Genomic DNA, 13,026 nt, shown 5'->3' with positions numbered 1-13,026 from the left:
AAAAGCAAAAGGTTCACCCTTAAGACAAAATACCCGCTCATTGAGGCGGGTATTTTAAAACAAAAGTCGTAATCAGTGAGCTTTTTTAGTCACAAACATGGCATCACCGTAACTGAAAAAGCGGTATTTTTCGGCAATCGCGTGCCGATAGGCGTTCATCACCTCATCAAAGCCGGCAAAAGCACTGACCAACATAATAAGAGTCGACTCCGGCAGGTGGAAATTAGTGACCATGGCATCCACTACCTGAAACTCATATCCGGGATAGATGAAAATATCTGTATCCCCTTTGAAAGCCTGCAACTCGCCTTCACTGGCGCGAGCTGCGCTCTCGAGCGAACGCACCGAAGTGGTGCCCACCGCGATCACCCGTTTCCCGGCCGCCTTGGTGCTATGGATTTTAGCGACCACCTCGGCCGGCACTTCGGCCCACTCAGAGTGCATCTTATGTTCCAGTATGTTGTCGACCCGTACCGGCTGAAAAGTACCGGCACCAACATGCAGAGTCACAAAGGCGATATCCACGCCTTTGGCTTTCAGCTCGGCCAACATATTGTCATCAAAGTGCAAACCGGCCGTCGGCGCCGCAACCGCGCCCGGAGTTTGGTTATAAACTGTCTGATAGCGCTCTTTGTCGGCATCTTCATCGGGACGGTCGATATAAGGCGGCAACGGCATATGGCCTACCTGCTCCAGCACTTCAAGCACACTCGGACCGGATACCAGTTCAAGTTCAAACAGCGCGTCGTGACGTGCCAGCATCAACATTTTGAAGCCGCCATCGAGCAAAATTTCACTGCCTTCCTTCGGCGACTTTGAACTACGCACATGAGCAAGCACCCGCTTGTCATCCAGCATCCGTTCCACCAGGATTTCCAGCTTACCGCCGGTTGCCTTCTGCCCGAACAGGCGCGCCGGAATAACCCGGGTATTGTTGAATACCATGAGATCGCCGGGTTGAACCAGGTTCAACAACTCGGTGAAGCGGCAGTCGCTAAGAGCCCCGCTGTTACCATCCAGAGTGAGTAATCTGGACGCACTGCGTTTCTCCATAGGGAACTTGGCAATCAGTTCCTCTGGAAGATCGAAAGAAAAGTCTGCTACACGCATGAATGGGCCTCGGCTTAGCTGGAAACGGCGGCTAGTCTAGGGATTTGAGGCGTTAAGATCAAGGCTCCAGCGGTTCGTTTGCCTTTTCGGCAAGGGGCTTGTTGTCATCGAAGGGTTCGCGCCGATATTCGAGTTGCTCGAACGGAATATCTATATCTACCCTGCGCCTCTGGGGCCTTGGCGTTTTGTTGATAAGTTTATTGAACCAGTCCCACATCATCCTTGATCCTCTGTGTCACCGAACGCTAAGCGTAGCATCTTTTTCCACTGAGCAAAAAGAGAACATTCACCAGCGTCAGAGACTATTTTCATTTGCCGGCTTGTCATGGTAACTTGAGGGCGAATTCGACACCCAGTAACCAATATGAACTTCCTTGCACACCTGCATCTGGCCGATATCAGCCAAACATCTCTCGGCGCCAATCTCGCCGGCGACTTTGCCAAAGGCAATATTCAACAGTTTCCCAAACATTTGCAGCAGGGGCTCTGGCTCCACAGACAGATAGACAAGTTGACCGATAGCCACGAATTAACCCGCGAGTTAGTGCGTACTTTCCCCAAACCGCTTGCCAGAGTGGCACCTGTACTGATGGATTTGGCCTTTGACCATATGCTGGCAAAGTACTGGGAGGAATATCATCATCAACCTTTGGCTGCCTTTTGCGATAAGGCCTACGAGAGCCTCAGACAAACGCAATCCCTACCCGAAGGCTTAGCCAAACTGGCGCCAGTGATGGAGCAGCAAAATTGGCTGTTGAATTATCAAAGTCGCCAGGGGCTCAACAGTGCTGTAACCGGTGTGAGTCGCCGACTTTCAAAACCTGAGCTGTTCAACGGTGCCCAACAAGCGCTGCAAAAACTCGATACTGAAATTGAAATCGCCTTTCGAACCTTTTACCCACAATTGATGGCTTACAGCCGGATATGGGCCAGAAAGACACCCGCGGAATTTCTTTGATCTAAACCCAGCCCAAGGGCCGCTTCGGTTGAACCCACAAAGCCACTTTTGCCGGGCCCATGGCTTTGTTAAAATTGCGCCTTCACGAAGGAGAGTTCATGCAAGTTTTTGAGTACCGCCCACCGGCCCTGCCCTGGCTCGATATCCGCTATCTGGATCGCGATATTATTATCATCAACAAGCCATCCGGGCTGTTATCCAACCCTGGGCGCGCCGCCGTAACCCATGATTGCGCCCTCACCCGCTTACAGCGCCTGTATCCGGAAACCATATTGGTGCACAGGCTGGACTGCGCCACTTCAGGGATAATGGTTTTCGCCCGCAACAAAGCCGCCGAGTCCAGTCTCAAGACTCAGTTTCAGGAACGGCAAAGCGATAAACTGTATGTGGCCGAGGTGGCTGGACATCTTGAACAGCCAGCCGGTGTTATCGACTTGCCTCTGGCAGCGGATAAGGCCAACCCACCGCTGCAGCAAGTCTCAGAGCAAGGTAAGAGAGCGGTCACTCACTACAAAGTGCTTGAGCGCCGTGAGGATTCCAGCCTGGTGGCATTACAACCGGAAACCGGCCGGACTCATCAGCTCAGAGTCCACATGCTCGCATTGGGGCATCCGATTTTAGGGGATGATTTCTATGGTGGATGTGAGATTGAAAATGCCCGTCCGCGACTCTGTCTGCATGCTGCCAGCCTGGCATTTTGCCACCCTTACTCGGGTGCCGAGATGCATTTTGTCAGCCTGTCGCCTTTCTGACCCTTGCAAGGCTTGATAAAGAAAGCCTTAGAAAAAGCAGCTAAAGAAAACGCCCGCTAAGCGGGCGTTTTCTTTTTTTTACAATGAGTCAAACAATTATTAAGCACTCATCACTGATTTGGGTTCCAGACTGAAGCTATCGCCTCCTTCAGTGCAAAACTGCAGCTTGCCCTCTGCAGTTAAAATAAAGTATTCACCAAACAGGTTACCACCCATATCTTCCAGACATAAACCGGCATTGGTCTGTTTGGACTTCATCTCATCCACGCTGTGGCAACCATCGCTGAACCAGGTTTCCAGAAACAGCTTGCCACCTTCACGATACAAGGTCAGTTCTTCACCACTGCCTGGGCGACTATCCTGCCAACAACCAAGAAATTCTCGCTGTTGTTCGTTCTGTCGGTGCAGACGCTTGCGCTTTTCTACTCCAGACATATCCATACCCTTAAACCATGTCAGCCCAGCCTCTTTGGCTGACCCCAAATGCATGACATTAAGCATAGAACTCATAGTGCCCCTTTACCCGGCCAAAAAGTAACATAAAAGTGAAAAATTTGATTCCAAATCATTAAAAACCAATAAGTTAGAATGAAATCTCTCGAATGTGCGCAGTGTAGCCCAGTGACAAAATAAAAGTGCGATCAAGATCACTTATTGCGGAGAATTTAAGCAATTTATGGAATAACTCACACAATCCCCTTACCACCGGCCGTTTGAACGGTCACACCGTGGCAAATGGGGACCAAAAACAAAGGGCGGCCCAGAGGCCGCCCTGTATCTTCAACAATGTTTCCTAGGGAATGCTTCTTGCAAAGGACTAGGGCCATTTGCTGCGAACCACGCCTTGCACCCAGGCCTGTAAGTCGACGCAGAGCACACATGGGGCTTGTTCGCACCTTCCTTAGCTTAGCTTGCGATCTTCGGCCTGGCAGACTGCCGCGGTAAACAACACATCAGTGGAAGAGTTCAGCGCAGTTTCAGCCGCATCCTGAATAACCCCGATAACAAAGCCCACGGCCACCACCTGAATGGCAATGCTGTCACTGATGCCAAACAAGCTACAAGCCAGAGGGATCAGCAGCAATGAACCACCGGCTACCCCGGAGGCACCACAAGCCGACACGGCGGCCACCAGGCTCAACAGCAAGGCAGTTGGCAAGTCGACACTGGTTCCCGTGGTATGCACAGCTGCCAGGGTCAGTACGGTAATGGTAATTGCCGCGCCGCCCATGTTGATAGTGGCCCCCAGAGGAATAGAAACCGAATAGGTGTCTTTATGCAGTTTGAGGCGCTCACACAAGGCCATGTTCACCGGAATATTGGCGGCGCTCGAACGGGTAAAGAAGGCGGTTACGCCACTCTCTCTGAGGCAAGCGAACACCAATGGGTAAGGATTGCGTCTTGTCTTGTAGAACACCAAGAGCGGGTTCACCACCAGGGCTATGATAGCCATGCTTCCCAGCAAGACGCCTAGCAGACGGCCATAATTGTACACTTCCTCAAAACCGCTCTCGGCAAAGGTCACGGCCACCAGACCGAAAATGCCTATCGGCGCCAAGCGGATAATAAAGCGCACCATCTGTGAGATACCATGACTGACATCGGCAAATACCTGTTTGGTCGAGTCACTGGAATGATGCAGCGCCAATCCAAGACCAATACCCCAAGCCAGAATACCAATATAGTTGGCATTCATCAGGGCATTGACCGGGTTGTCGACCAATTTGAACAACAGAGTATTGAGAACTTCCAGAATACCTTGCGGCGGCGACAGTAACTGTTCAGGCGCCCTGAGCTTGAGTGTGGTGGGAAACATAAAGCTCATTACCACAGCTGTGAGTGCCGAGGCAAAAGTCCCAAACAGGTACAAGGCGATAATTGGCCGCATATTGCTCTTGGTATTTTTCTTCTGATTGGCAATCGATGCCGCCACCAGCAGAAATACCAGGATCGGTGCTATCGCCTTAAGCGCGCCGACAAAAAGATCTCCAAGGAAAGAAACGCTCTTTGCCCATTCCGGAGCAAAGTGTGCGAGCCCCATGCCCGCGATGATCCCCAAAAGGATTTGCAGTACAAGACTGCTCTTGGCCAATCGGGCCAAAAGTAAAGAAAATTGGTTCATTGCCTGACCTGTATTTATTATCTTTCTGGCACCAGTGCCACAGGAGTTACGTTTTTAGCGGATGAAACCGCTAATGTCTAGCTTTGAAGCCAATTTGTGTCGTCTGGATAACCCTGAACACGCATTTTGGCAACAGCGATGTCATTTTTGACTATCTTGTGCAATTTGCGCGCCTCTGAGCATGGCATCGATAAGTTCATGGGCATCGAACTTGGTAAGGGCTTCGTTGGCCCCCACCTGGTGCGCCTGGCTGACACTGATCTCACTGGAAAGCGAGGTATGCAGAATAATATAAGCGCCGGCGAGTGCCGGTTTGTCTCTCACCTCAAAGGCGAGCTCATAACCATCCAGACCTGGCATTTCGATATCACTTACCAGGAGATCCACTGGGCGCTTTTCGGCCGCAGCCTTTTCCATAATAGCCAAAGCCTGGGCACCGTTTGAGGTGACCTCATAGGGGATATTAATGGAGTCCAGCGCATCAGACAGTTGCTTTCTGGCTACTTTAGAGTCGTCCACCAACAAGATCCGCAGCGGTTTCAACCTTTCCCTTTGCACATCGGTCAGCATGGCCACACTCTGGGCCGCAATCGGGAAAATCTTTGACAGCAACAACTCAACATCCAGCAATTGCACCAGCTTATTGTCGTAACGAGTCACTCCGGTGAGATAAGCATTGCGTCCGAGGTTATCCGGCGGTGATTCAATATCACGCCAGTTACATTCGAGGATCTTGTCGATACCGCGAACCAGAAAGCCTATCTCCATCCGCTGACAATCTGTGATGATGATAAAGCAACTCTTGCGCTCCTCTGCAGTAACCGGGCGATAACCAACGGCCGCCGCCATATCCACTACAGGAATGGTATGTCCTCTGAAGTTTACCGCCCCCATCACAGCCGGATGAGATTGGGGGATCTGGTTTAGTGGCATATAAGGTACCAACTCACGGATCTTCAGGGTACCTATGGCAAACAGCTGGCTTGCCGACAGATGAAACAGCAGCAGTCCCTGAGATTGATTGGCCTTACTCTTCATAACAACACCATTACAGACAATAAGTTAAACGCTTCAGGATAACACAGGCTTGAACCTATGGTGGTCAGCTGCAATTCACAATTGCGACTCAATAGGCAAAAGGCTGAGGATATCGGCACTGAGACGGCGCCAGAAACCGGCGGCTGGCTCGTTATAGAACACCTCTTGTTTGGCATCGTCATGCCACACCAGCTCATCCTCCTCCAGCGCCAATCGGTAAGCATTACGTAGTAAGGCGCCGCCCAGTTGCCGCTGCATGTGTTCGGCAAGCTCGGGCTGATGTAGCAGTATGCCCATTTCAGTATTGATCCAGGCAGAACGGGGATCAAAATTGAACGAACCGACGAACACATCTTCGCCGTCCAGCACAAAAGTTTTGGCATGTAAGCTGGTGCGTGAGCTGCCGCGCCATGAAGAAGGCTTATGGTCGGGGTCAGCCTTGACTTCATAGAGGCTGACACCGGCTTCCAGTAGTTGCCGACGATACTTCTTGTAGCCACCATGCACGGCCACTACATCTGTGGCTGCCAGGCTATTGGTCACCACAGTAACCTCAATGCCATTGGCTACCGCCTGTGCCAGGGCATCTGCCCCTTTGGATGTGGGCACAAAATAGGGCGAGATGATCAGTATGTTGTTTTCAACCTGGGACAGAAAACGACCGATATCGGCCAGCATCCAACTCTCGGGCTCGGCGCTGCGCAGCTTATCGGGCGGGTCGAACAACACCTTGGCTTCGCCCCAATACCAGTCGAGTTGCTGCTGCTCCATGTTGGTTATCAACTGGCTCTGCAACAAGCGCTGATAATAGGGGTGATCCTGCATCGCCTGCTGTTCCTGCCGCATCTTGGCATCGGCCTGCAGCAATTTTTCCCGGGTCAGACGCTTGGGCAGCAATTGCTCAAGCGGAATAGTCAGCGGCGCATTCCAATAAAGATCAAACTGATCAGAGATAGCCGGTATCGCCTCGCCTATGGCGAGCAAGTCAAAGTCACCGAACTCAAGTTCATCGTTAGCGGAAAAATACTCATTGCCTATGTTGCGCCCTCCCACCACAGAAACCATGTTGTCCACCGTCAGCGACTTATTGTGCATTCTGTGGTTCAAGCGGGCGAAACTGAACAGCCAAGACAAGCCTCTGAAGGTGCGGGAATATACCGGGTTATAGAGGCGAACCTGAATATTGGGATGATGATTTAAGGCCGCCAGTCCGGATTCGAGCGGCGCACTCGTGGTATCATCCAACAGCAGCCTTACCCGCACACCGCGCTCGGCAGCTTCCAACAGTTGCCACACCAGGGTTTTGCCGGTTTCATCGGCCCGATAAATGTAGTACTGCAGATCGATACTGCTCTGGGCACTGCGGATAAGCGCCAACCTGGCAATGAAGGCATCGACACCTTCGGCCAACGGCAGCACACCCGTCTGCGATGGGTGGATGGACAATTGAGGTTCCAGATAATCCAGCAAGACAGAACTCTCCGGCGTTGCCAGATAGCTGGAGTCGCTGTATGCGGGATCCCGTGTCGGTGCCGAACTGCAAGCGCTAAGCAAGGACAAGAGGACCAGCAATATTCCAAACTGTGGCAACATTCTGAATATTCTTCGAAATAATGAAGAGTATTCAAGCATTAATTCGTTCCGGGATCCAGTATTCCCGCCTCCGGCGTTAATTTGTTAATCCTGTAAAGCATAGAGCACATCGAACACAAACTGATCCCAACCATGGGATTCAAAGGCAACATCTGCCACCGCACGAATGCGGGCAACTGCATGCAGCGGCGCCACGCCATGCTCCATCAAGTAGTAGGCCAGTAATAGGCAAGTACGGTTTTGCCCCGACTCACAATGTACCAATACCCCTAGACCGGCCGCACGCTGACGCTGGATAAAGTCGAGTGCCTTGGGTAACTGCTCGACGCAGAGCCGCAAATCGGCATCCGATGGGGCTTCTCCACTCGGTAAAGGGATACAGGCAAACTCAAATGGCGACTGAGGCCAATCGGCGGCCAAATTACCAGCCATATTGTCAGCCAAGGAAAGAATGGCGCCTATCCCGGAGCGTTGCAGCTCATCAAAATCCCAGTTCTGGCCTACCGGCCCCCGGCTTCCTGCCAACTCTCCCTCTTCCAGCCAAAAGAGTGGTTGCATCTGTGTTTTCCTCAGTAATACGCAACTTTTGCTTGGCTTCAGAATACCCCAAATCGATAGAGAGTTTCGTTGATTTATGCCAAAAGATTAACTGGGACGACCGGCTTCCAAGTCAAGCAATTGTTGCTTCATGGCGAGGCCCCAGGCATAGCCGGTCAACTTGCCATCCTTGCCTATGACTCTGTGGCAAGGCACGATAATCGCTATCGGGTTGGCGCCATTGGCAGTACCTACAGCGCGAACAGCTTTGGGGTTATCAATCTTTACGGCCAGCTCACCGTAACTGGTAAAACTGCCGTAGGGCAACCCCACCAATGCCTGCCAAACAGCGCGTTGAAAGCGTGTCCCCTTGGGAGCCAAAGGCAGTTCGAAGACCTGTCTGGTACCGGCAAAATACTCCAAAAGCTGGCTCTTGGTCTGTGTCAATATCGCCTCTGCCCGCGCCTTTTGCGCCGTACTCGCGCTCGCCAGCGGGATCCGGCGCTCTCTGTCATCCCCCGTCAAAACCGACAGATGTGACAACCCATGGGGCCCTGCGGCAAGCCACAGCCTGCCCACAGCCGAATCCATGCTAAGCTCCGCCACCGGCAGCAATTCTGCTATCGGCCACTCTTTACTCAACGATACGGCCAAGCTCGGATTATCTTGTGTACTCATAGGATTAATCCTTTGATTTTATAGCTTTTGAATAGGTGTTTGACAGATGCCTTTGCAACCCATTCCATTCTCTTCATTCAGCGCTTTCATTCAGTGCTTTCATTCCGAGCTGTCTATGGGCGCTGTGCCGAATGCCAAAGTTGCAGAGTAAGGTAGCTGCCCCAGGGCGACGCCGCTTCAGTGACACCTTGCAGTAATGCTTGGTAATGGCCCGCACCTTGATTGCCTTTATGCTGAGCAACTGCGCCTTGTTTAACCGAATCAGGATTAAGTTGAGCCAAACTCTCGTTACCCTTGGTCGAGATTGCTGTTTCAACAAGTAGCCTGAGCAGACGTTTACGGATTATCAAATCGCCGCCGAGCAACACATCAGGATCCGACAACCCGCGCATTCTGGCGTAGGCTATGGTCCAAGGGCCAATCCCTTTCAAACTGAGCCAAGCCTCAGGCTCGGTATCACCATGCTCAAGCTGAAAACGCGCCAACTCGGCCAGTGCCGTCTTTCTGCTTGCGGGCATTTTCAACTCGTCAAAGTCCGCCGCCAACATACTTTCGGGCTCGGGAAAGAAGCTGATTTCGCGCCCGGCGATAACTCGCCGCTCACCTCTGGCTGCCACCAACTGCCCCAACAGTTTTGTGGCTTGGGTAACGCTGACCTGCTGGCCCAGAACAGCCCGCACCCCGGCTTCAAACAGAGAGCCTGCTGCCGGCAGCCTCAGCCCCGGCTCCCAACCAAAGGTGGAGTCTGCCAGTGTGATAGGTTGCAACACTTGCTCAACCTGCTGCATATCAGCGTCGAGATCCAATATCCTTCTTATCCGATTGACCAATACCGGCAACAAGCTAAGCTCGGCGCCCTCTTCCAATGCCAGGGTAACTGCGACTCTATTTTGCGAGGCCTGCAACTCGGCAAAAAACCAAGCTTTGAACCCGCCTTTGTCGCTGTTGAGTAACAGGCTGCGACCATAGCCCTGGCGGCCATTAAGTTCAAACCACTCCATTCCTGTTACCGCCCGCAGGCGATAGAAATCAAGCAGCGCTTGCCAGGCATAAGGCGGCCGGTAACTCAAAAACAGTTGCAGCCTGTTACTGTCGTCCATTTGCGTATCAGCGCTACGTCTGAGTGCCGACGGGGTTAGCTGCAGCTGACTCTGAAACACTTCGTTGAAACGGCGAATACTCGTGTATCCCGCAGCCAAGGCCACCTGCGTGATAGGGAGCCGGGTTTGGTGCAGCAACTGCTTGGCAAACATCAATTGCTGAAACGCAGCGTATTGCTTGGGAGACAGGCCCAGCGCTTCGACAAACAGCTTGCGCAGATAACGACTGCTGATCCCGAGACGCAGTGCCAAGTGCTCGACACCTTTCGCCGACTCGCCGCTCAAGGCGCCCTGCTCTATCAGGGTTAGTGCCCGCTCCAGCGTGGTTCTCGTGCCTTTCCAGGCACAGGAACCTGGCGCGCTTTCCGGCCGACAGCGCAAACAGGGGCGCAAACCTTGATTTGCTGCGGCTGCGGCCGAGAAAAAATATTCGACATTTTCCTCTTTCGGCGCCACAGCCGGACAGATAGGCCGGCAATAGATCCCCGTCGTCTTCACCCCGATAAAGAAACGGCCATCAAACCTGGGATCGCGACTGAGTCTCGCCCGGCGGCAGGTGTCGGCGCTGAGCTCAGTAAAAATCGTCATCATCTGTTTCGCTATCGTCTATAACCTGGATGCAGATTACCCCGCAAACACGAGGGAAACCAGCGGAAAACGGAACTGGACCCCGAGACTAAACCCAAACAGTTGATCCGGAATAATAGCTGCCCTGCCGGTAAAAATTGGGTATGCTGGAACGGCTTGAATAAAAATCACTCCAGATCCGCAAGGCCCGATGTCTGCCCGCATAACCGGGCAAGAATCATTCTTTGCCAAGAGATAAATCGCCCATAACAGTTTGCCAAGAGAAGGCCATGATAAAGACGTTGTTTTCCCGCTTTGAACACTGGACGGATCCACTGCCGGATATAGAACCATCTCCACCGCCCAAAGGGCTCTATGCTTTTTGTCGCCACTACACTAAAGGTTTCGAGCGACCGTTGATATTGATGTCAATATTGACCGCAATTCTGGCCATGCTGGAAGTGTCGTTGTTTGGCTTTATGGGGCAGTTGGTTGACTGGCTGGTAGACAAGGATCCACAAACCCTGCTGCAGGATGAAGGACTCAAGTTACTCGGCATGACCTTGCTGGTACTCGTGCTCTTGCCTGTACTCATCTTGCTGCACGCCTTGATTGTCTACCAAAGTCTCTTGGGCAACTATCCGATGGCCATCCGCTGGCTGGCGCACAAATACTTGTTGAAACAGAGTGTTTCCTTCTATCAGGACGACTTTGCCGGCCGCATAGCCACCAAGGTGATGCAAACCTCTCTTGCGGTGCGGGAAACCGTGATGAAACTCCTGGACGTGCTGGTCTACATAATGGTGTATTTCACCTCCATGTTGGTGATGATCGCCAGTGCCGATATGCGCTTGATGCTGCCCATGTTGGCATGGCTTGCCATCTATATCGGCCTGCAGTGGTATTTCGTGCCCAAGTTGAAAGCCGTGTCTACCGAGCAAGCCGATGCCCGCTCAACCATGACAGGTCGAATCGTCGACAGCTACACCAATATTGCCACGGTCAAACTCTTCTCCCACACCCAGCAGGAAGCCGAATACGCGCAGTCGAGCATGAAAACCTTCCTGGATACCGTGCACAGGCAGATGCGTCTGGTCACCGGAATTAACGTCAGTGTGCAGCTACTGAACTATTTCCTGGCCTTTAGCGTGGCAGCCGTATCCATCTGGCTCTGGAGCGACAGTGCCATCAGTGTTGGCGCCATAGCGATTGCCGTCAGCCTGGCTCTGCGCCTCAACGGCATGTCGCAATGGATAATGTGGGAAATCAGCTCACTGTTTGAAAATATAGGGACAGTGGCCGATGGTATGAGCACCCTGTCCAAACCCACCCGCATTCTGGATGCCGAAGACGCCAAAGCCATTTTGGTTGAGCAAGGGCAAATCGATTTCGATAAGGTCAGCTTTCACTATGGAGAACAGAGCGGTGTGCTGGAAGGCCTGGATTTACAGATCAAGCCAGGTGAAAAAGTCGGTCTGGTGGGGCGCTCGGGTGCCGGTAAGTCCACCTTGGTCAATCTGCTGATGCGTTTTCATGATGTGGAAAAGGGAAAAATTCTGATAGACGGTCAGGATATCCGTAAAGTTACCCAGGATTCGCTGCGCTCACAGATAGGCATGGTGACTCAGGATACCTCCTTGCTGCACAGATCCATCAGAGAAAATATTCTTTATGGTCGTCCCGATGCCACGGAAGAGGAACTGGAGCAGGCGATCATCAAGGCCCAAGCCAGTGAATTCATCGCCTCTTTGACAGATCCGTCGGGAAATACCGGGCTGGATGCCCAGGTGGGTGAACGGGGCGTCAAATTATCCGGCGGTCAAAGGCAGCGTATTGCCATCGCCAGAGTGCTATTGAAAGATGCGCCAATATTGATCCTGGATGAAGCCACCTCGGCACTCGACTCGGAAGTGGAAGCAGCAATTCAGGAAAGCCTCTATCAACTGATGGAAGGAAAAACCGTTATCGCTATCGCCCACAGACTATCAACCATAGCCGCAATGGATAGATTGATAGTGCTGGATCAGGGCAAAGTGGTCGAACAAGGCAGCCATCAGGAACTGATCCGCAGCAAAGGAATTTACGCCCAGCTGTGGGCTCACCAAACAGGCGGTTTTATCGGTGTAGACTGAGATATCTTTACCGCCCTGCTTTTCGGCATAGAACAACATTTCAGGAAGCCATCACGGCTTCCTGGTTTTTTAAGCCTTCCATACCATATAAAGAGACACTCACCTTGACTAACTGCCACATACTTATTCAAGTAGCGACTTTTTATTCAAGTAGTAACTAGGCGGGTATCCGGGCAAAACAATCTGGCGTATCGGTAATGAGGCCTGTGCCTGATAAGAGCAGTTAATAAGAACTGCATTTTAGAGCCACGTTTCGATACATGGTTGGATAAATACTCTAACAAGCCATTCGGGGTTAGAGCGTACTTTTGCTAGGACGCAAACGTTGAAGAAACAGATAACAAAAAACCACCCTGAGGTGGTTAGTGTTTCTCTTGAAGAGAGAATCTATGGTGGAGCTAGACGGGATCGAACCGTCGACCTCTTGCATGCCATGCAA

At 52.0% G+C, this 13,026-nt stretch carries 12 protein-coding genes; 3 read left to right on the top strand and 9 right to left on the bottom strand.

Annotated features, from left to right (window positions below; translation table 11 throughout):
* Nucleotides 1-72 precede the first annotated feature (72 nt).
* Complete coding sequence (gene queA / locus RC73_RS06095) at nt 73-1,110, bottom strand: tRNA preQ1(34) S-adenosylmethionine ribosyltransferase-isomerase QueA (protein ID WP_039033818.1); 1,038 nt, start codon at nt 1,108-1,110, stop codon at nt 73-75.
* 58 nt (nt 1,111-1,168) lie between these two features.
* Nucleotides 1,169-1,330, bottom strand: a complete 162-nt coding sequence (locus RC73_RS20725; RefSeq protein WP_157823027.1) for a hypothetical protein — start codon at nt 1,328-1,330, stop codon at nt 1,169-1,171.
* Nucleotides 1,331-1,474: 144 nt separating this feature from the next.
* Here RC73_RS20725 and RC73_RS06090 point away from each other — a divergent pair, with 144 nt between their 5' ends.
* Both RC73_RS06090 and RC73_RS06085 read left to right on the top strand, forming a co-directional pair.
* Complete coding sequence (locus RC73_RS06090; RefSeq protein WP_039033817.1) at nt 1,475-2,068, top strand: acyl carrier protein phosphodiesterase; 594 nt, start codon at nt 1,475-1,477, stop codon at nt 2,066-2,068.
* 98 nt (nt 2,069-2,166) lie between these two features.
* The gene (locus tag RC73_RS06085) at nt 2,167-2,820 is read left to right on the top strand and encodes an RluA family pseudouridine synthase (protein ID WP_039033816.1); all 654 of its coding nucleotides are present in this window, start codon (nt 2,167-2,169) and stop codon (nt 2,818-2,820) included.
* Between the two features lie 99 nt (nt 2,821-2,919).
* Here RC73_RS06085 and RC73_RS06080 read toward each other — a convergent pair whose 3' ends face one another.
* The 7 genes from RC73_RS06080 to RC73_RS06050 all read right to left on the bottom strand — a co-directional run bounded on the left by RC73_RS06080 (nt 2,920) and on the right by RC73_RS06050 (nt 10,479).
* Nucleotides 2,920-3,255: a hypothetical protein gene (locus tag RC73_RS06080; RefSeq protein WP_224866361.1), complete on the bottom strand. Its 336-nt coding sequence runs from the start codon at nt 3,253-3,255 to the stop codon at nt 2,920-2,922.
* A gap of 466 nt (nt 3,256-3,721) precedes the next feature.
* Nucleotides 3,722-4,942 carry a serine/threonine transporter SstT gene (sstT, locus tag RC73_RS06075; RefSeq protein WP_039033815.1) on the bottom strand — a complete coding sequence of 407 codons (1,221 nt, stop codon included), beginning with the start codon at nt 4,940-4,942 and terminating at the stop codon, nt 3,722-3,724.
* A 141-nt stretch (nt 4,943-5,083) separates the two neighbouring features.
* Entirely contained in the window at nt 5,084-5,980 is an 897-nt protein-coding gene (locus tag RC73_RS06070) for a chemotaxis protein (RefSeq protein WP_039033814.1), read from the bottom strand.
* 75 nt (nt 5,981-6,055) lie between these two features.
* On the bottom strand, nt 6,056-7,573 hold the full coding sequence (locus RC73_RS06065) for a phospholipase D family protein (protein ID WP_052248028.1): 1,518 nt from the start codon (nt 7,571-7,573) through the stop codon (nt 6,056-6,058).
* Nucleotides 7,574-7,657: 84 nt separating this feature from the next.
* On the bottom strand, nt 7,658-8,131 hold the full coding sequence (locus RC73_RS06060; RefSeq protein ID WP_039033813.1) for a phosphatase domain-containing protein: 474 nt from the start codon (nt 8,129-8,131) through the stop codon (nt 7,658-7,660).
* Between the two features lie 87 nt (nt 8,132-8,218).
* A complete protein-coding gene (locus RC73_RS06055; RefSeq protein ID WP_052248027.1) occupies nt 8,219-8,788 on the bottom strand; it encodes a methylated-DNA--[protein]-cysteine S-methyltransferase in 570 nt (189 codons plus the stop codon).
* 113 nt (nt 8,789-8,901) lie between these two features.
* Entirely contained in the window at nt 8,902-10,479 is a 1,578-nt protein-coding gene (locus RC73_RS06050; RefSeq protein ID WP_039033812.1) for a DNA-3-methyladenine glycosylase 2 family protein, read from the bottom strand.
* Between the two features lie 278 nt (nt 10,480-10,757).
* Here RC73_RS06050 and RC73_RS06045 point away from each other — a divergent pair, with 278 nt between their 5' ends.
* Complete coding sequence (locus tag RC73_RS06045; protein ID WP_039033819.1) at nt 10,758-12,587, top strand: ABC transporter ATP-binding protein; 1,830 nt, start codon at nt 10,758-10,760, stop codon at nt 12,585-12,587.
* The last annotated feature ends 439 nt before the right edge of the window (nt 12,588-13,026 follow it).

Origin of the sequence: Shewanella sp. ECSMB14102, from assembly GCF_000813075.1 — a bacterium.
In the GTDB taxonomy this organism is placed as follows: Bacteria; Pseudomonadota; Gammaproteobacteria; order Enterobacterales; family Shewanellaceae; genus Shewanella; species Shewanella indica.
This window is presented reverse-complemented; position numbering and strand designations above follow the sequence as displayed.

Bases quoted from the DNA above. Each gene is read 5' to 3' on its own strand.
- queA (WP_039033818.1), bottom strand. From the start codon at position 1,110: ATGCGTGTAGCAGACTTTTCTTTCGATCTTCCAGAGGAACTGATTGCC.
- RC73_RS20725 (WP_157823027.1), bottom strand. From the start codon at position 1,330: ATGATGTGGGACTGGTTCAATAAACTTATCAACAAAACGCCAAGGCCC.
- RC73_RS06090 (WP_039033817.1), top strand. From the start codon at position 1,475: ATGAACTTCCTTGCACACCTGCATCTGGCCGATATCAGCCAAACATCT.
- RC73_RS06085 (WP_039033816.1), top strand. From the start codon at position 2,167: ATGCAAGTTTTTGAGTACCGCCCACCGGCCCTGCCCTGGCTCGATATC.
- RC73_RS06080 (WP_224866361.1), bottom strand. From the start codon at position 3,255: ATGTCTGGAGTAGAAAAGCGCAAGCGTCTGCACCGACAGAACGAACAA.
- sstT (WP_039033815.1), bottom strand. From the start codon at position 4,942: ATGAACCAATTTTCTTTACTTTTGGCCCGATTGGCCAAGAGCAGTCTT.
- RC73_RS06070 (WP_039033814.1), bottom strand. From the start codon at position 5,980: ATGAAGAGTAAGGCCAATCAATCTCAGGGACTGCTGCTGTTTCATCTG.
- RC73_RS06065 (WP_052248028.1), bottom strand. From the start codon at position 7,573: ATGTTGCCACAGTTTGGAATATTGCTGGTCCTCTTGTCCTTGCTTAGC.
- RC73_RS06060 (WP_039033813.1), bottom strand. From the start codon at position 8,131: ATGCAACCACTCTTTTGGCTGGAAGAGGGAGAGTTGGCAGGAAGCCGG.
- RC73_RS06055 (WP_052248027.1), bottom strand. From the start codon at position 8,788: ATGAGTACACAAGATAATCCGAGCTTGGCCGTATCGTTGAGTAAAGAG.
- RC73_RS06050 (WP_039033812.1), bottom strand. From the start codon at position 10,479: ATGATGACGATTTTTACTGAGCTCAGCGCCGACACCTGCCGCCGGGCG.